Annotated in this window: 17 protein-coding genes; 12 read left to right on the top strand and 5 right to left on the bottom strand. The window is 65.8% G+C overall.

The annotated features are described in order from the left end of the window. Window positions 1-9: 9 nt before the first annotated feature. From QX128_RS03665 to QX128_RS03650, 4 genes are read left to right on the top strand one after another with little or no spacing between them, the layout of a single operon-like run. On the top strand, window positions 10-957 hold the full coding sequence (locus QX128_RS03665; RefSeq protein WP_316236682.1) for an ABC transporter permease: 948 nt from the start codon (window positions 10-12) through the stop codon (window positions 955-957). After that, on the top strand, window positions 950-1,780 hold the full coding sequence (locus QX128_RS03660; RefSeq protein WP_316236681.1) for an ABC transporter permease: 831 nt from the start codon (window positions 950-952) through the stop codon (window positions 1,778-1,780). The genes QX128_RS03665 and QX128_RS03660 overlap by 8 nt, the downstream gene beginning before the upstream one ends. Continuing rightward, window positions 1,777-3,351 carry an ABC transporter ATP-binding protein gene (gene nikE / locus QX128_RS03655; RefSeq protein ID WP_316236680.1) on the top strand — a complete coding sequence of 525 codons (1,575 nt, stop codon included), beginning with the start codon at window positions 1,777-1,779 and terminating at the stop codon, window positions 3,349-3,351. Before QX128_RS03660 ends, nikE begins: the two co-directional genes overlap by 4 nt. A gap of 17 nt (window positions 3,352-3,368) precedes the next feature. Beyond that, a complete protein-coding gene (locus QX128_RS03650; RefSeq protein ID WP_316183484.1) occupies window positions 3,369-4,583 on the top strand; it encodes a M20 family metallopeptidase in 1,215 nt (404 codons plus the stop codon). Window positions 4,584-4,591: 8 nt separating this feature from the next. Here QX128_RS03650 and QX128_RS03645 read toward each other — a convergent pair whose 3' ends face one another. The 4 genes from QX128_RS03645 to QX128_RS03630 all read right to left on the bottom strand — a co-directional run bounded on the left by QX128_RS03645 (window position 4,592) and on the right by QX128_RS03630 (window position 9,589). Continuing rightward, window positions 4,592-4,948 carry a carboxymuconolactone decarboxylase family protein gene (locus QX128_RS03645; protein ID WP_315712545.1) on the bottom strand — a complete coding sequence of 119 codons (357 nt, stop codon included), beginning with the start codon at window positions 4,946-4,948 and terminating at the stop codon, window positions 4,592-4,594. Between the two features lie 8 nt (window positions 4,949-4,956). Next, window positions 4,957-8,178: an efflux RND transporter permease subunit gene (locus QX128_RS03640; protein ID WP_315800382.1), complete on the bottom strand. Its 3,222-nt coding sequence runs from the start codon at window positions 8,176-8,178 to the stop codon at window positions 4,957-4,959. Continuing rightward, on the bottom strand, window positions 8,175-9,164 hold the full coding sequence (locus QX128_RS03635) for an efflux RND transporter periplasmic adaptor subunit (protein WP_316183486.1): 990 nt from the start codon (window positions 9,162-9,164) through the stop codon (window positions 8,175-8,177). Before QX128_RS03635 ends, QX128_RS03640 begins: the two co-directional genes overlap by 4 nt. A gap of 125 nt (window positions 9,165-9,289) precedes the next feature. Next, on the bottom strand, window positions 9,290-9,589 hold the full coding sequence (locus QX128_RS03630; protein ID WP_315800450.1) for a metalloregulator ArsR/SmtB family transcription factor: 300 nt from the start codon (window positions 9,587-9,589) through the stop codon (window positions 9,290-9,292). Between the two features lie 120 nt (window positions 9,590-9,709). On the opposite strand from QX128_RS03630, the gene QX128_RS03625 reads away from it, so the two are divergent. From QX128_RS03625 to QX128_RS03605, 5 genes are all read left to right on the top strand, one after another. Beyond that, on the top strand, window positions 9,710-10,996 hold the full coding sequence (locus QX128_RS03625; RefSeq protein WP_315800380.1) for an FAD/NAD(P)-binding oxidoreductase: 1,287 nt from the start codon (window positions 9,710-9,712) through the stop codon (window positions 10,994-10,996). After that, complete coding sequence (gene trxC, locus QX128_RS03620; RefSeq protein WP_316236679.1) at window positions 10,993-11,433, top strand: thioredoxin TrxC; 441 nt, start codon at window positions 10,993-10,995, stop codon at window positions 11,431-11,433. Before QX128_RS03625 ends, trxC begins: the two co-directional genes overlap by 4 nt. Before the next feature lie 61 nt (window positions 11,434-11,494). Further along, window positions 11,495-11,698, top strand: a complete 204-nt coding sequence (locus tag QX128_RS03615) for a DUF2892 domain-containing protein (RefSeq protein WP_315739305.1) — start codon at window positions 11,495-11,497, stop codon at window positions 11,696-11,698. A gap of 37 nt (window positions 11,699-11,735) precedes the next feature. Continuing rightward, window positions 11,736-13,181, top strand: coding sequence for a cytochrome c oxidase accessory protein CcoG (gene ccoG, locus QX128_RS03610; protein WP_316215595.1), 1,446 nt, complete (start codon window positions 11,736-11,738; stop codon window positions 13,179-13,181). A 196-nt stretch (window positions 13,182-13,377) separates the two neighbouring features. Continuing rightward, entirely contained in the window at window positions 13,378-13,584 is a 207-nt protein-coding gene (locus QX128_RS03605) for a hypothetical protein (RefSeq protein ID WP_315712536.1), read from the top strand. Window positions 13,585-13,606: 22 nt separating this feature from the next. Here the strand turns inward: QX128_RS03605 and QX128_RS03600 are convergent, their stop codons facing one another. Next, window positions 13,607-14,245, bottom strand: coding sequence for a TetR/AcrR family transcriptional regulator (locus QX128_RS03600; RefSeq protein WP_315800376.1), 639 nt, complete (start codon window positions 14,243-14,245; stop codon window positions 13,607-13,609). Between the two features lie 265 nt (window positions 14,246-14,510). Here QX128_RS03600 and QX128_RS03595 point away from each other — a divergent pair, with 265 nt between their 5' ends. The 3 genes from QX128_RS03595 to QX128_RS03585 are packed head-to-tail and all read left to right on the top strand — an operon-like array spanning window position 14,511 to window position 18,273. Next, on the top strand, window positions 14,511-15,371 hold the full coding sequence (locus tag QX128_RS03595; protein ID WP_316236721.1) for a xanthine dehydrogenase family protein subunit M: 861 nt from the start codon (window positions 14,511-14,513) through the stop codon (window positions 15,369-15,371). Continuing rightward, window positions 15,368-15,901 (top strand): (2Fe-2S)-binding protein, encoded by a 534-nt coding sequence (locus tag QX128_RS03590; protein WP_316236678.1) that lies wholly within the window; start codon window positions 15,368-15,370, stop codon window positions 15,899-15,901. Before QX128_RS03595 ends, QX128_RS03590 begins: the two co-directional genes overlap by 4 nt. Further along, a complete protein-coding gene (locus tag QX128_RS03585) occupies window positions 15,898-18,273 on the top strand; it encodes a xanthine dehydrogenase family protein molybdopterin-binding subunit (protein WP_316236677.1) in 2,376 nt (791 codons plus the stop codon). The genes QX128_RS03590 and QX128_RS03585 overlap by 4 nt, the downstream gene beginning before the upstream one ends. Window positions 18,274-18,297: the final 24 nt, after the last annotated feature.

Below are 18,297 nucleotides of genomic sequence, written 5' to 3'. Positions count from 1 at the left end.
ATCCGAGCGGTGTCATTCGCCTGGCTGCTGCGGCGGCTGCTCCTGATGGCCTACACGGTCATCATCGTCAGCGTGCTGGTGTTCGCCATCACGCAGGCGCTGCCGGCTGATGCCGCGCAGACGCTGCTTGGCGAGAACGCCTCGCCGGAGGCGCTGGCCGCCGTTCGCGGCCGGCTCGGGCTCGACGACCCGGTCTGGCTGCAATTCGCGCATTGGGTCGCGCACGCGGCCATCGGCAATTTCGGCGTCTCCATGCGCACCGGCCTGCCGGTCGCGCCGGAGATGCTGACGGCGCTGTCTCGCTCGCTGCTGCTGGCAGCCGGCGCACTCGTCGTCACCCTTCTGATCGCGGTCCCGCTCGGAATCTTCGCGGCGCTCCGCAGGGGGCGGCCGGCGGATACGGCCACCAGCGTGGTCGCCTATCTCGGGGTCTCCCTGCCGGAGTTCGTCACCGCAACCGTGCTCGCGCTGCTGCTGACCGACATCCTGCCATGGCTGCCGGCGACCGGCTACGTGTCGCCGCTGGAGGATACCGGGCTGGCGCTCCGCCACCTGATCCTTCCGGTCCTGACGGTGTCGGTCATTCTCGTCGCGCATGTGATGCGCATGATGCGGTCGGAGACGCTGGACGTGCTGCAGTCCGACTACGTCCGCGCGGCGCGGCTGAAGGGCCTGCCCGAGCGGACGGTGCTGGTGCGGCACGTGATGCGCAACGCGCTGCTGCCGGTCATCACCATCGTCGCGCTCGACGTCGGCTATCTCTTGGGCGGCATCATCGTCATCGAGGAGATCTTCGCCATTCCCGGCATCGGCCGCGCATTGATGATCGCCATCACCACACGCGATCTGCCGTCGACCCAGGCCGGCGCGATGATCATGGCGGTCACCTATGCCATCACCAACACGCTGGCGGACGTCGTCTACGCGCTGCTCGACAGGCGGATCAGCTATGACTGAACTGCTCGGCCGCATGATCCGGAAGCCGCAGGGCGCGATCAGCGTGACGCTGCTCGTTGGGCTCGCCGTCGTCTGCATTCTCGGCCCGTGGCTCGCGCCCTATGGGGCGGAGAAGATGGATTTTCTCGGCCGCTTCCGCGCACCGGGATGGCAGAACTGGCTGGGGGCCGACCAGTTCGGCCGCGACGTGCTGAGCCGCCTGTTGTCCGGAGCGCGCGCCACCGTTCCGATGGCGCTGGCGGCGACGCTCGCCGGCAGTGCGATGGGCGCCGTGATCGGCGTCGCATCGGCCTATCTCGGCGGCAAGGCCGACGAATTCATCATGCGCACCAACGATGCGGTGATGGCCATTCCGGGTCTTCTGATGGCGCTGCTGCTGGTCAGCACGCTGGGCAATGGGGCTATCAACGCGGTGATCGCGATTGCCTTTGCGTTTGCGCCGGGCATGGCGCGGGTCACGCGCTCCGTAGCGCTTGCGGTACGCAATCAGGACTACGTCAAGGCTGCCATCGCGCGCGGCGAGGCGGCCTCGCAGATCATTTTCCGCGAGATGCTTCCGAACGTGATGGGCCCGATCATCATCGAGGCCACCATCCGCGTGTCATTCGCGGTGATGCTGTTCGCGACGCTCAGCTTCCTTGGCCTGGGTGCGCAGCCGCCGGCGTCGGAATGGGGGCTCATGGTCGCCGATGCGCGCCAATACATGCACCGGGCGCCATGGCTCCTGATCGCGCCCTCGGCCGCGATCGCGCTGTCGGCGATCGCCTTCAATCTCGTCGGCGATGCCCTGCGCGACGCGCTGAATCCGCGGGACGATCGATGAAGCCGGCGCTCGCCATCACCAATTACGGGCTGGACTATGTCACCTCGGCGGGCGCCGTCGAGGTGCTGCGCGACGTGTCACTCGAGATCGCGCCCGGCGAGGTGCTCGGCCTCGTCGGCGAATCCGGCTCCGGCAAGAGCTCGCTGGCCTGGGCGTTGATGCGGCATCTGCCGGCCAATGCCCTGGAAGTCTCGGGTTCGCTGCGTCTGGGCGACCTCGACCTGCGGTCCCTCAGCCCGAAGCGACTGACCGCGGTCCGTGGCCGCCGCATCGGCATGGTGTTCCAAGACCCGTCGACAGCGCTCAATCCGACCTTGACCATCGGCCGTCAGATCACCGAGGCGCTGATGCGTCATCGCGATTTGAATGCGCGGGCCGCCAGGGATCTCGCGATCGATCTGCTCGGCCATGTCGAGCTCCGCAATCCCGCGGCGTTGCTGCGGCGCTATCCGCACGAGATCTCGGGCGGAGAGAAGCAGCGTGTGATCATCGCGACGGCCTTCGGCTGCCGGCCCGATGTCATCCTGTTCGATGAGCCCACGACGGCGCTCGACGTCATCACCGGCGCCCGCATCATCGAGCTGTTTGCGCGGTTGCGGGCGGAGACCGGTGTCGCTGCGCTCTACATCTCGCACGATCTCGCGATGATGACCCGCGTCGCCGATCGCGTCGCAGTCATCCAACACGGCCGCATCGTCGAGCAGGCGCCCGCGTCCGATATCTTCCGCACGCCGCGGCACGACTACACCAAGGCGCTCATCGCCGCGGTGCCGCGTCCGGAACGGCGGCTCGTGAACGATCAGCCGGGCGCGGCCCTGGTGCTCGACGCACGCGGCATTGAGGTTCACTACGGCCGAGGCGGGCTGTTCCGTGCGGCGCCGCCGCCGGCGACCAAGGCCGTCGACGTCCACGTCCGCGCCGGCGAAATCGTCGGCCTCGTCGGTGAATCCGGTTCGGGAAAGTCGTCAGTCGCTCGCGCCCTCACCGGGCTCGCCCGCTTCGACGGCACGATCAGCTTCGACGGCCGGACGCTGCGCGGGGCTGGCGACATGGACCGGGCCTATCGTCGCGATGTTCAGATCGTGTTCCAGCACCCGGATTCCTCGCTCAATCCGCGCCATCGGATCGGTGAGATCCTGTCGCGTCCCCTGAAACTCTATGGCGGCGACGTCGCCGCCGTGCCGCGGCTCCTGGAGCAGGTGCGACTGCCGGCCTCCTATGCGATGCGCTGGCCGCACCAGCTCTCCGGTGGCGAGAAGCAGCGCGTCGCGATCGCGCGCGCGTTTGCGGCACGGCCGCGGCTCGTGATCTGCGACGAGATCACGGCGCCGCTCGACGTCTCCGTCCAGGCCCGGATCATCGAGCTGCTGCTGGCGTTGCGCGCCGAGACCGGCGCGGCCTATCTGTTCATTACCCACGACCTCAATCTGATCCGGCAGATCGCGCACCGCATCGTCGTGATGCGTCATGGCCAGCTCGTCGACAGCCGCGACGTTGATGCTTTCGGCGCCGAAGACGTTCACCCTTACACTCGCGAGCTGATGGCGGCCTCGCCAGCGCCGGTTGGCTGACCGCAAGGATTGACCCGATGGACCGCAACGACCTGCTCGCCCGCATCGATATTCCCGCCTCGCTCGCGCTGCTGTCGCGCATGGTACAGCACAAGAGCTATTCGAAGACCGAGGGCGAGAAGCAGCTCGCGGCCTTCATGGCCGAACAGATGAGCGCGATCGGCCTGGATGCCGGCCTCGCTCCGTTCGGGGCCGAGGGCCGGGTCAACGCGGTCGGCCGCTGGCACGGCACCGGCGGCGGCAAGAGCCTGCTCTTCAACGGCCATGTCGATACAAATCCGGTGACCGAGGGCTGGACCGTCGATCCCTGGGCGGGGAAGGTCGACGACGACTTCATCTACGGCATCGGCGTGTCAAATATGAAGGCCGGCGATGCCGCCTATTTCTGCGCAGTCAAGACGCTGATCGAGGCCGGCGTGAAGCTGCGGGGCGATGTCATCCTGACCTATGTGGTCGGCGAGCTGCAGGGTGGAGTCGGCACCTATTCGCTGCTGGAGCAGGGGCTGCGCGCCGACTATTTCATCAATTCGGAGCCGACCGACCTCAAGGCGATGACGATGCATGCCGCGGCCTTCATGTTCATCATCGAGCTCGTCGGCAACACGCGGCATCTGTCGAAGCGCGAGGAGGCGGTGGACGCGATCACCGCCGCCTGCGATCTCATTCCGCGTCTCAACGCGATGCGGTTCTCCGGCGCGCGTTCGCCGGCACATGAGGCCATCAACCGCGTCCATGTCGGCGTCGTGCACGGCGCGCTCGGTCGTGAGTTGCACGAATGGCGCACGCCGCAGGTCGCGGATTTCGTCCGCATCAAGGGCTCCGGCCGTTACGCTCCAGGGCAGACCGAGCAGGGCGCGCTCGCGGACATGCGGCGCGAGCTCGATGCGCTGGAGGGGCGTTTTCCCGGCCTGAAGGCCCATCTGATGTCGGAGGACCGCGCCGGCGTGCCGACCATGCCGCCGTTCGAGGTCGCGCCGGACAGCCCGATCGTCCGTGCCGTCAACAATGCCTATCGCGTCGTGCGTGGCGCCTCCCAGCCGACCGGCCCGGTGGCGCCGAGCTGCTTCTACGGCACCGATGCCGGCCATCTCTATACGTATGGCGGCATGGAGGGCATCGTCTGCGGGCCGGGCGGCCGCTACAACACGATGCCGGACGAGCGCGTCGACATTCCCGACTATCTCGACATGATCCGCATCTACATGCTGGCCATTCTCGATATCTGCGACTGAACCTGCGCTCAGGCGGCGGCTGCCTGTTGCTGGAATTGCTCGAACGCCGCAATCGCATCGGCGGCATACATCAACGACGGTCCGCCGCCCATGTAGATCGCCATGCCGAGCGTCTCCTCGACCTCCTGCCGGCTTGCACCGAGACGGACGAGCGCCTCCGCGTGGAAGCCGATGCAGCCGTCGCACCGGACGGCGACCCCGATCGCCAGCGCGATCAGCTCTTTGGTCTTCTTGTCGAGCGCGCCATCAGCGGCGGCGGCCCTCGCCAATGCAGAGAAGCCCTGCATCACGTCCGGAATGTCCTTGCGCAGCGTCTTCAGGTTACCCGAGATGTCCTTGCAGATCTCGCTGTACAGTTTGGTCATGATAGCTCCTACGACATCTTCGTGGTGGGTTTGCCGGGCTCGCGCAGCGCGATGTAGATCGCGGGGATCACGAGCACGGTGAGCAGGGTGGAGGAGGCCAGACCGAACAGCAGCGAGATCGCCAGACCCTGGAAGATCGGATCGAGCAGGATCGTCGCAGCACCGATCATCGCCGCCAGCGCCGTCAGCAGGATCGGCTTGAAGCGCACGGCGCCGGCCTCCAACACGACGTCGCGCAGGGTCTTGCCCTCGCCGCCGCTGTGGCGGATGAAGTCGACCAGCAGGATCGAGTTGCGGACGATGATGCCGGCCAGCGCAATGAAGCCGATCATCGACGTCGCGGTGAACGGCGCGCCCAGCAACCAGTGGCCGAGCAGGATGCCGATCAGTGTCAGCGGGATCGGCGTCAGGATCACCAGCGGGAGCCGGAAGCTCTTGAACTGCGCCACGACCAGAACGTAGATGCCGAGGATGGCCGCGCCGAATGCGGCGCCCATGTCGCGGAAGGTCACGTAGGTGATCTCCCATTCGCCATCCCACAGCAGCGTCGGACGGGACTCGTCCGCCGGCTGGCCGTGGAAGCCGATCACCGGCTTCGGCAGCTTGCCCCAGTCATGGGCGTCGATCCGGTCGGCGACCGCGAGCATTCCGTAGAGCGGCGCCTCGAAGCGGCCGGCGAGTTCTGCCATCACCATGTCGGCAAAGCGGCCGTCGCGGCGGAAGATCATCGGCGACCCCTCTTCCATGGTGGCCTTCACCACCTGGCCGAGTTCGACGACAGTCTTGCTGCCGGGCAACGTGTTGGCGGGCACCGGCGTCGATGCCAGGGCCTGACTCCAGCTCTTGTCGTGCTTCGGCAGACGCACGGCGATCTCGATCGGATTGCGGTCTTCGCCGCGATGCGAGTAGCCGACCGAGACGCCGCCGAACAGCGTCTGGATCGTGTCGTAGACGTCTCGCTGCTCGACACCGAAGAACTCGAGACTGTCCTGGTCGATCGACAGCCGCAGCCGCGGCCGGCGCTGGCCGATGGAATCGTCGATATCGACGATGAAGGGAACGTCGGCGAAGACCTTCTTGAGTTCGGTGGTGACGGCGCGCCGGGTCGCCGCGTCCGGACCGTAGATCTCGGCGAGCAGGGTCGCGAGCACCGGCGGCCCGGGCGGCACTTCGACCACCTTGATGCTGGTGCCGGCAGGCACAGGGATGCTCTTCAGCCGCTGCCGCAACTCGAGCGCGATGTCGTGGCTCGCGCGCTTGCGGTCGCCGCGCGCGGCGAGATTGACCTGTAGCTCGCCGAGTTCGGGCCGCTCCCGCAGATAGTAGTGCCTCACGAGACCGTTGAAGTTGAACGGCGCTGCCGTGCCGGCATAGCTCTGCACATTCGTTATCTCGGGCAGCCCATGCGCGATATCGGCGGCCGCGAACAGCGTGCGCTCGGTATCCTCCAGGCTCGCGCCTTCGGGCAGATCGACCATCACCGCGATCTCCGACTTGTTGTCGAACGGCAGCAGCTTGACGGTGACGGACTTGGTCGCGAACAGGGTCATCGACAGCAGGGTGGCGATGCCGACGCCGAGCAGGAAGATCCAGGCGGAGCGCTTGCTGGCGACGATCGGGCGCGCGACGCTGCGATAGATGCGTCCGAGACGGCCTTCGCCATGCGCGTCATGAGAGTCCGCAGAGGCGCTGGTCGACCTCGGCGCCAGCCGCAGCATCAGCCACGGCGCCACCACCATGGCGACGAAGAACGAGAACAGCATCGCCGCCGAGGCGTTGGCCGGGATCGGCGCCATGTAGGGACCCATCAGTCCCGACACGAACAGCATCGGCAGCAGGGCGGCGACCACGGTCAGGGTCGCGACAACGGTCGGATTGCCGACTTCGGCGACGGCCTCGATGGTGGCCTGCAGCCGCGGCCGGCCGTCATGCATGCCCCAATGGCGGGCGATGTTCTCGACCACGACGATGGCGTCGTCGACCAGGATGCCGATCGAGAAGATCAGCGCAAACAGGCTGACCCGGTTGATCGTGTAGCCCATCAGATTGGCGGCGAACATCGTCAGCAGGATCGTGGTCGGAATCACCACGAAAGTGACGAGGGCCTCGCGCCAGCCGATGGCGACCGCAATCAGCACGACGATCGAGATCGTGGCGAGGCCAAGATGGAACAGCAGCTCGTTGGCCTTCTCATTGGCGGTCTCGCCGTAGTCGCGCGTCACCGTGACGGCGACGTCGCTCGGAATGAGACTGGCCTTCAGCCCTTCGAGGCGCTGCGCGATGTCGTGCGACACCACCACGGCATTGGCGCCGGCGCGCTTGGCGAGCGCAAGACTTACCGCCGGCACCCGGTGCCAGTCGCCCTTGTCGTTGCGGGCGTCGTCCCAGACGCGGTGCTCGGCGAGATTGGGGCCGATGACCACGGTGGCGACGTCGCGCACATAGACGGGACGACCATCGCGCGTCGAGATCAGCAGCAGGCCGATATCCGGGATGCCCGTGAGCGTCTGGCCCGCGGCGACATTGCGCACGATGCCGCCGTCGCGAACGTCTCCGGCCAGGAACGAGCGGTTCGCGTCCTTCACCTTGGCGACGAGCTGCTGCAGGGTCACGCCGAACAGCGACAGCTTTTCCGGATCGGGCTCGACCCGGATCTGCTGGGCGCCGCCGCCGGAGATATAGGTCAGGCCGATATTGTCGACCTTGGTCAGCTCCGCCCGCAGCTTGTCGGCGAGCTCGTAGAGGTCCTTGTCGGACCAGCGCCCGGCGGCCTCCGGCTTCGGCGACAGCGTCAGCACGGTGACGGCGACGTCGTTGATGCCGCGGCCGACGATCAGCGGCTCGGGAATGCCGACGGGGATGCGGTCGAGGTTGGCGCGCAGCTTCTCGTGGACGCGCAGGATCGCGTCCTCGAACTTGGTCCCCACCAGGAACCGCGCGGTGACCATGACACGGTCGTCCTCGGTCTGGCTGTAGACGTGTTCGACGCCGTCGATCGCCTTGACGATGGTCTCCAGCGGCTTGGTCACGAGCTCGACGCCGTCGGGCGCACGCAGGCCGTCGGCGTTGACACGGATGTCGACCATCGGCACGCTGATCTGCGGCTCTTCCTCGCGCGGAATCACGACGACGGCGATGAGGCCGACCACGAGCGCCGCGAGCAGAAACAGCGGCGTCAGCGGCGAGGCGATGGTCGCCTGGGTAAGCTTGCCTGAGAGTCCGAGTTTCACGGCTGCACCAACTGGTCGCCGGCGCGCAGGCCGGACAGGATTTCAAGTCCATCGGGGAGATCGGCGCTCGGCAGAGCGCGTCCGCGCTGCACCGGAACGCTCACCTTCTGCGTCCCTTGCTGCAACTGGACATAGTCGATGCCGAACCGGGTCGTGACGTAGCGGGACGGAATCACGAAGGCGTCGCGCTGGCCGCCGGAGATCCAGACCCGCAGCCGGTCGCCGACGAAATACTGGCCGAGACCCGAGACGATCGCGTCCGCCACGACCCGGCCTTCCTCGATCTGCGGATAGACGAGGTCGATCACGCCCCATTTGTCGGAGCTGTCGCCGAACTCGGCGCCGTCGACCCGGACCTTGTCGCCGGCCTTGAGAAAGAGAGCGTGGCGCTCGGGCACGCGCAGTCGCAGCTTGAAGTTCTGCTGCGCCACCGTGACCACTGGATCGCCGGGCAGCACCACCGATCCGACGGCAACCAGCTTCTTCAAAACGCGGCCGTCATCGGGCGCCAGCACCTGGCCTTCGCTCATCTGCTGATTGACCACCGCGCGCTCGGCGGTCTTGGCCCGCAGCGAATTCTCGGCGACGTTCAGCGCGGTGCGCGTCTCGTCGAGCTTGACCCGGGGCAGGGTGCCGCGCTCGACGAGCCCCTCGGTGCGGGTGAAGTCGATCTGCGCCTGATTGGCCTGGGCCTGCAGCGCTTCGATCTGGGCGTCGAGCGATTTGATCTGCAGGGCCAGTTTGTCGTCGCCGATCAAGGCGATGGGCTGGCCGCGCTTGACCGGGTCGCCTTCGCGCACCGAAAGCTGCACGATGGTGCCGCCGATGCGGCCGCGGGCAGGGACCACGCTGATGCTCTCCACCGTCGCGAACACCGCCTTCTCGTCGGCGACCTGCCGCGGCGCCACCGTCAGCGTCTCCGCAAGGGCCGGCGCTGCCTGCCACGCCATCGCGGCGATCAAGCTCAGGACCGATAATCTGCGCATCAGCCTATTCCTGTCTGGTTTGATTCGAATTGTGAGATTGGGCGAGCCGTCCGCGGTCGGCTGCAGACATCTCACCTGGATGGGGGTTCCCGTTTGATATTGGTCAAGATGCCGGTCCGGCATCCTCATAGTCTCGGTCGCGGTCTCGGCCCGCAGTACACCTGATAGAGCGTCTTGAGGACCTCGCGGGCCGGATCGCTTGTGATCGAATAGTAGATCGTCTGCCCCTCGCGCCTGGCGGTGACCAGGCCGTCCTTGCGCAGGAGCGCCAGGTGCTGCGACACGGTCGAATCGCGCAGGCCGAGAAACTCGGCCAGTTCTCCAACCGACCGCTCGTCGTCGACCAGCTGGCAGATGATCAGGAGGCGATGGCGGTTCGACAGCGCCTTCAGGAGGTCGCTGGCCTGGTCCGCCGCCGCTTCCATGATGTCAGCATCAATTTTCATAGTTGCGTATATACAGATATTCGAATATATAGTCAAGGCCGGCGGCGGCGCCGCGGTGACATGAAGCAAGAATGAATCAAGTGCGGATGGAGGATCCCAATGGCGGAAATCGTGGTGATCGGGGCGGGGCTGAGCGGCTCGCTGATGGCTTATGAAATGTTGCCGCAACTGAGGAGGGAGGATCGCGTGACCGTTGTCTCGCAGGGGTCTTCCTATCATTTCGTGCCATCCAACCCATGGGTGGCCGTGGGCTGGCGCAAGCGCGACGAGATCGAGATCGATCTGGTTGACGTCATGCAGCGCAAGGGCATCCGTCTGCTGACGCAGGGCGCCAAGCGCGTGCATCCGGCCGAGAACCAGGTCGAGCTGACGGATGGCGGCATGGTGGCATACGATTATCTCGTCGTCGCCACCGGTCCCGAACTCGCCTTCGACGAAATCCCGGGGCTTGGACCCGATGGGCATACACAATCCGTGTGCCACGTCGACCACGCCGCTCATGCCAAGGCGGCCTTTGACAGGCTCGCCGAGAAACCCGGGCCGGTGATCGTCGGTGCGGTACAGGGCGCCTCCTGCTTCGGCCCCGCTTACGAATTCCTCTTCATCCTGGAAACCGAGCTGCGCCGGCGCAAGATGCGCGACCAGGTGCCGATGACCTTCGTGACCTCCGAGCCCTATATCGGCCATCTCGGCCTCGACGGCGTCGGCGACACCAAGGGCCTGCTGGAAAGCGAGATGCGCGAAAAGCACATCAAGTGGATCACCAGCGCGCGCGTCACCAAGGTCGAGGATGGCCGCATGTTCGTGGAGGAGGTCGCCGACGACGGCACCGTCCGCAAGACGCACGAGCTGCCGTTTGCCTATTCGATGATGCTGCCCGCCTTTCGCGGCGTGGGAGCCGTCCGCGGCATCGACAAGCTCACCAATCCCCGCGGCTTCGTCGTCGTCGACAAGCATCAGCGTAATCCGACCTTCCCTAACGTGTTTGCCATCGGCGTCTGCGTTGCGATCCCGCCGATCGGGCCGACGCCGGTGCCGGTCGGCGTGCCCAAGACCGGCTTCATGATCGAATCGATGGTGACGGCGACGGCCTTGAACATCGGGGCGCTGCTGCGCGGCCAGGAGCCAAAAGCCGAGCCGACCTGGAACGCGATCTGTCTTGCCGATTTCGGTGATTCCGGCGTCGCGTTTCTGGCCCAGCCGCAGATCCCGCCGCGCAACGTCAATTGGTCGTCGAAGGGAGAGTGGGTGCATTACGCCAAGGTCGCCTTCGAGAAGTACTTCCTGCGCAAGATGAGGCGCGGGACGCCCGAGCCGTTCTACGAGAAGTTCCTGCTCGACCGGCTCAACATCGCCAAGATCAAGGAGGTCAGGACCGGGACATGAGCAACGGTTTGCAGATCGTGTGCGGCCATTGCGGGCAGATCAACCGTCTGCCCGCGGACCGGGCGCCGACGCAGGGGAAATGCGGCAAGTGTCATACGCCGCTGTTCGGCGGCCATCCGATCGAGGTCGACCAGGCCGCGTTCGAACGTCATGTCGCGCATAGCAGTTTGCCGCTGCTCGTCGACGTCTGGGCGCCGTGGTGCGGTCCATGCCGTGCGATGGCGCCGATGTTCGCGCGCGCGGCCCAGGAGCTGGAGCCGCGTGTTCAACTCTTGAAGCTGAACTCGGACGAGGCGCCGGAGGTGTCGGCACGGTTCGGCATCTCCGGAATTCCGACCATGCTGCTGTTGCAGCAGGGGCGGGAGCTGGCGCGGATCTCGGGTGCGATGGACTCGCAACGAATCGTCGCCTGGGCACTGTCCGGCCTGCGGCAATAGCCGTACCGCCGGGCAATCACTTGCTTGATTACGCTCAAATGCAACCATGAAGGAATATGTCATGAACGTCGACAAAGCGGTTCTCACCTTCGCAGGGATCGTCGTCCTGCTCAGTCTGGCGCTGGGTTGGTACGTCAGTCCCTACTGGTTCTTGCTGGCGGCCTTTGCTGGCGTGAACATGATCCAGGCCTCGTTCACGGGCTTCTGCCCGGCAGCGATCGTCTTCAAGAAGCTGGGGCTCAAGAGCGGCAACGCGTTCTCCTGAATCGGTCGGAAGGACGGCAAGATGAAGCGGGGATATCATGGCTGACTCGGACGACACCTATATCGTCGGGCCGCTCTACAAGGCGCGCGACAAGGTCTATCCGGCGGCCGTGCACGGCCGCTTCCGGCGCATCAAGTGGACGATCCTGTGCATCACACTCGGCATCTACTACCTGCTGCCCTTCGTCCGCTGGGATCGCGGACCCGGCATGCCGAACCAGGCGGTGCTGGTCGATTTCCCGCACCGCCGGTTCTACTTCTTCTTCATCGAGCTGTGGCCGCAGGAGGTCTACTACTTCACCGGCCTGCTCATCATTGCGGCGGTCGCCCTGTTCCTGATGAACGCGGTCGCCGGCCGGCTGTGGTGCGGCTATCTCTGTCCGCAGACGGTGTGGACCGACCTGTTCTACGCCGTCGAGCGCTGGGCCGAGGGCGACCGCCGTGAGCGCATGCTCAGCGACAAGCGCGGCTGGACCTTCACCCATATCCGCCAGGCCGCACTCAAGCACTTCCTCTGGATCATGATCGGCTGGTGGACCGGCGGCGCCTGGGTGCTGTATTTCGACGATGCGCCGACCCTGGTGAAGGACCTTGCCACCTTCCAGGCGCCGTTCACCGCCTATCTCTGGATCGGCATCCTGACGGCGACGACCTATGTGTTCGCCGGTCACGCCCGCGAGCAGGTCTGCATCTATATGTGCCCGTGGCCGCGCATCCAGGCGGCGCTGACCGACGAATGGGCGCTCAACGTCACCTACAAGGGCGACCGCGGCGAACCGCGCATGTCGGTCAAGAAGGCGGAAGCCGCTCGGCTGCAGGGCGCACCCGCCGGGGACTGCATCGACTGCCACCAATGCGTAAACGTCTGCCCGACCGGCGTCGACATCCGCCACGGCATCCAGCTCGGCTGCATCCAGTGCAGCCTGTGCATCGACGCCTGCGACAGCGTGATGACCCAGATCGGCCGTCCGACCGGCCTGATCGGCTACGACACCGACATCAACGTCCAGCGCCGCAAGGAAGGCAAGCCCGAGATCTACCGGATCATCCGGCCGCGCACGATCATCTATGCGAGCTTCATCGCGATCGTCGGCGGGATCATGCTGTACTCGCTGGCGACGCGCGGCACGATGGGCATCAACGTGCTGCATGAACGTAACCCACTGTTCGTGCAGTTGTCGGATGGCGGCGTCCGTAACGACTACACGGTCCGCCTGCTCAACAAGCGCGGGCCGCGCGACTTCGTGCTGGACGTCGTGGGGCTTCCGAACGCCAAGGTGACGGTGGCCGGCGAGACGCGCGAGCAGGACGGTCGCATGGTGATCGATGTGGGCCAGGATCAGACTCGCGAGATCCGCATGTCGATCGAGGCCAAGGGGGCCGACCTTCCCTCCGCGCCGGTGGACATCGAGATCAAGATCACGGATCCGGCGACCGGGACGTCGGTCAGCAAACGCGATCACTTCGTTCCAGCGACACGATAGAGCAGTGTCGTTCGATCGCCGACCGCGAGGCATCGCCGACAGTCCGTCGGCTCATCGGGACTGATCGAGGGAGGAGCGGTCGCTCCTCCCTCGATTGCTGAGTCCGGTTGTTCCAAATCAATGCCGCCTGGAGGCCGCAGGCAGAGCATTCTCGCGTCAAGGGATCGAAAGCTTTCCTACTGGCGGAGAAGGACAGATGTTCAAGGTCGCAATTCTCATCTGGGTCATGCTGGGCACGGTGCTGGCAGGCAGCGCGGTGACGGCATTGTTGACGGTGCAGGGGCTGGTCGCGAGTCCGATGAAAGACCTGCCGTTGGCGGCGCTGGTCGGATTCGTCGTCGCCATGCCGCTATCGTATCTCGTCGCCGCGAAGATCAAGGGCGGGCGCGGCCGGACGGCGTGACGGTCGTCGACGACGGGCCGGATCATCGTAATGGTCCGGCCTGATCGTCGTGCAGCAGTCGCGGGAGTGCCAGTCTGGCGCCGTCCATGAAGAGGTCGATCGCATCACGGACGGTCTGCTCGAGATCGGATGGAACGGGTGTTTCGTAGATGAACTTTCGGATCGCGAGATAGAAGATGCGTCCGTGCAGTCCCCAGAACATCTCCGCCTCGCGGCTGCCGAGGGGGTGGGTCGCGGTGTCCGGGAGCTGCAGTTCATGCCGCAGCTCGATCGCGGCAGGCTCGATGATCTCGCGCCGGACGAGGTCGAGATAGCGGCCGGTGATGCCGAACGACTTCATGCCGGAGAACACGAAGATCCGCACCCAGTTGTATTCGAACACGCGCGCCACGTAGTCGAGATAGAAGCCGGTCAGTCGCGCCTTGAGCGGATGGCTGCGATCGCGGATCAGCGGGCCCCAGTCCTGCGACCAGCGGCTCAGATAGACCTCCTGATAGACGCGTTCGATGAGGGCTTCCTTGCTGGGGAAGTGCCGGTAGATCACCGAATGCGCGATGCCCATGCGCTTGGCGAGCTCCCGCGTCTGGCCTTCGAAGCCGCGCTCGGCGAAAAAGCGGATCGCTTCATCCACGATCAGGCGCTCGCGGTCGGCAGCGCGCATGTTGCGGCGCCTCGCCTGTGGGCGGCCGTCGGTTTTGCGCGGGCGTCCACCAATGCGGCCCTTCGTCTCAACGCTCGCTGTCTTCGGAGTCCTGGCCATGGTCTCAATCGATTGTGGCGACGAGCCTGTCTGATACCCGAAAGCAGATTTGTGACCAATCGTTCGTTTCTGGTTGACCGCACTGCCGCCGCGTGCAATTGTTTTGAGACCAGATGGTTACAAATCTGGAATTTCGGGCTGGCGAGCCCTGGCGGCGAGGAAACGGATGAAAGCGAGGGCTTTCAGCTATTTTCGTGCACACACGATCGGCGAGGCGCTCGAAGCTCATGCGAGCGCCGGCGACGATGCGCGATTCATTGCCGGTGGCCAGAGCCTGGTTCCGGCGCTGGCGTTGCGTCTCCAGGCCCCGCGAACTCTGATCGATATCAACCACATTGCAGAGCTGCGCGGCATCACGCGGGACGGCGAATGGTTGCGGATCGGCGCCTTGACCCGGCACTGCGAGATGCTGACCGATCCCTTGATTGCCGAGTTTGCCCCGCTGTTGCGTGCCGCGGCGCCGTTCGTCGCGCATCCTGCCATCCGCAATCGCGGGACCTTTGGCGGCAGCGTCGCGCTGGCCGACCCGGCCTCCGAATTTCCGGCGATGGTGCTGGCGCTCGACGCCGAGATCGAGATTGCCGGCGCGTCCGGCCTGCGCCGCGTCAAGGCCGACGACTTCTTCACCGACCTTTTTGAGACTGCGATCGCGCCCGGCGAGCTCCTCGTTGCGGTTCATGTTCCTCTCTTCAAAGCCGGTCAGCGCATCGCGTTCGATGAGCTGGCCCGCCGGCGCGGCGACTATGCACTGGTCGGTTGCGGTCTGCTCGCGACCTGCCAGGGCGATCTGATCGAGCGCCTCCGCATCGCGTTCTTCTCGGTCGGCAATATCCCGACCCGTGCGAGACGGGCGGAGGCAGTCCTCACGGGCAGCCGGATCGATGCGGCACGGATTGCGGCCGCGCAGGCCGCGCTCGACGACGATCTCGCGCCTGCTGACAGCGACGATGTTCCGGCGGCGATGCGCCTGCATCTGGCGCGCGTTCTGCTCGGCCGTCTGCTGGGACGGATCGGAGAAGCCGCATGAGCGCGCCGGTCGACATCGAGGCCGAGGAGCAGGTCCGTATTCGCCTCATCGTCAACGGCCGCAAGGTGGCGTGTGACGTCGCGCCCCGCGACACGCTGGTGGATTGTCTTCGCCAGCAGCTCGAATTGACCGGCACGCATGCCGGTTGCGAGATGGGCGCCTGCGGCGCCTGTCTGGTTCAGCTCGACGGCGCTGCCGTGCATGGTTGCCTGATGTTTGCGGTGCAGGCCGATGGTGCGCGCATCGAGACCATCGAGGGGCTCTCGGAGAGCGGCGTGATCGCCGACCTGCAAGCCGAGTTTCATCGGCGCAATGCGCTGCAATGCGGGTTCTGCACGCCGGGCATGCTGATCACCGCTCATGAGCTGTTGACCCATTCGGCACGGCCGAGTCGCGAGAGCATCCGCGACGCGCTCTCGGGCAATTTCTGCCGCTGCACCGGATACGAAGCGATCGTCGACGCCATTGCCGCGGTCGCCGCGGCACGGGCGGCAACGCCATCGCAGGGCGCGGAGGGCTCGTCGCCATGACCGTGCCGCTGACCTCGCTCGACCGTCCGAATTCCTATATCGGCCGCTCCGTCCCGCGTCCGAATGCGAAGCGGCTGCTCGCCGGACGCGGGCGCTACGTGACCGACATTCGCCTGCCGCGCATGCTGTACGCTGCCTTCCTGCGCAGCCCTTATGCTCATGCACGCATCACCGGCATCGAGGTCGATGCGGCGCGGGCGCTTGCGGGCGTTCATCTGGTCGCGACCGGCGCTGATCTGGCGAAGATCTGTACGCCATGGACCGGAACACTCGATCATTTCAAGGGCATGACGTCCGAGCCGCAGCTGCCGTTGCCGCTCGATCGCGTCGTCTGGGCCGGCCAGGCCGTGATTGCCGTGGTTGCCGAGAGCAGGGCGATCGCGGAGGATGCGCTGGAGCTGATCTCGGTCGGTTACGAGGAGCTGCCGGCGGTGGTCGATCTCGACGCCGCGCGCCAGCCGCGGACACCGCGGGTCAATCCGGCTTCCGCATCCAACGTCTGCTTCCGTACGCAGCTCGACAGCGGCGGCGTCGACGAGGCCTTCGCGTCGGCCGCGCACGTGATCGAGCAGGACTTCAGCTTCGGCCGCCATACGCCGGTGACGCTCGAGCCGCGCGCCATCATTGCGGACTATGATCCCGAGAGCGGCGCGCTGACGGTGCATCATGCGACGCAGACGCCGTATCAGTTCCAGGACCTGTATTCCCGTCACTACGGCATCCCGGAAGCCCGCGTGCGCGTAATCGCGCCGGACATCGGCGGCTCGTTCGGCATGAAGCTGCATGTCTATCACGAGGACATGGCGGTCGTCGGATTGTCGATCCTGCTCGGGCGCCCGGTCAAATACGTCGCCGATCGCATCGAGTCCTTCGTCTCGGATATTCATGCCCGCGATCACCATGTCCACGCGCGCATGGCCGTTGGTACCGACGGCAAGATCCTCGCCATGGATGTCCACGATGCCACGGCGATCGGCGCGTTCTCGACCTATCCGCGCACCAGCGTCGTCGAAGGCAACCAGGTCATCCGCCTGATCGGTGCGCCCTATGATTTCAAGTCCTATCGCACCGAGCTCGAGGTCGTATTCCAGAACAAGGTGCAGACCAGCCAGTATCGCGCGGTCGGACATCCCATCGCCTGCGCGGTCACCGAGCGCATGGTGGATCTCGCCGCTGCTCGCGTCGGGCTCGATCCATTCGCGATGCGCGCCAGGAACGTGATTGCCGACAATGCCTATCCGACGGCTTCGCCGACCGGCTACAGGTTCGAGGCGCTGTCGCACGAAGTCTGCCTGCGGCGGCTGCGCGAGATCATGGACTATGACGCGCTACGGGCCGAGCAGGCCGAGCTGCGCCGGCGCGGTATCCATCGCGGCATCGGCATCGCGACCTTCGTCGAGATTACGAACCCCAGTCCGGCCTTCTACGGCGTCGGCGGCGCGCGCATCTCGTCGCAGGATGGCGCGACCGTCAGCCTGACGCCGTCGGGCGAGGTGCGCTGCGCGATCTCCGTGACGGAGCAGGGGCAGGGCACCGAGGCGATCATCAGCCAGATCGTCGCCGAGCAGCTCGGCCTCGCCCAGGAGCACGTCAAGATCATCACCGGCGATACCGAGGTCACGCCGCATGGTGGTGCGACCTGGGCCTGCCGCGGCGCGGGCATCGGTGGCGAGACGGCACTGCAGGCCGCGCGGAAGCTCAAGGCAAACATTCTGGAGATTGCCGCGCTGGTGCTGCAGGAGCAGCCCGCCGCGCTCGACGTCGTCGATGGCCAGATCGTCAGTGCCGCGACGGGGCAGCCGCGTCTGCCGGTCGCCGAGATCGCGCGCATCGCCTATTTCCGCTCCGACACCTTGCCGCCGGGCACCCAGGCGCAACTGACGGTCAGCCATCATTTCGCGCCGCAGGGCTACCCCTTCGCCTTCACCAACGGCATTCAAGGCTGCTATCTCGAAGTCGATGTCGAGACCGGCTTCATCAGGCTGCTGAAGCACTATGTCGTCGAGGACTGCGGCCGCATCATCAATCCGATGCTGGTCGACGAGCAGTTGCGCGGCGGTGTCGTTCAGGGTCTGGGCGCGGCGCTGTTCGAGGAATGCCGTTACGGTGAGACCGGCCAGTTGCTCAACGGATCGCTGGCCGACTATCTGTTGCCGATGGCGATGGAGATGCCGGACATCACCATCGATCACGTCGAGACGCCGACGGCGGACACCATTCTCGGCGCAAAGGGCTGCGGCGAGGCCGGCACCGCCGCTGCCTCGGCCTGCGTGCTGAATGCGGTCAATGATGCGCTGATGCCCTTCGGCGCGACCATCAACACCATCCCGATCACGCCCGCGCGCGTGCTCAAGGCGCTCAACCGGTTCTAAGAAAAACGAATGAGGGAGGAGATC

Origin of the sequence: Bradyrhizobium sp. SZCCHNR1015 (genome assembly GCF_032489875.1) — a bacterium.
GTDB lineage: Bacteria > Pseudomonadota > Alphaproteobacteria > Rhizobiales > Xanthobacteraceae > Bradyrhizobium.
The sequence above is the reverse complement of the archived record's forward strand: the minus strand, read 5'-3'. Positions and strand labels throughout refer to the sequence as shown.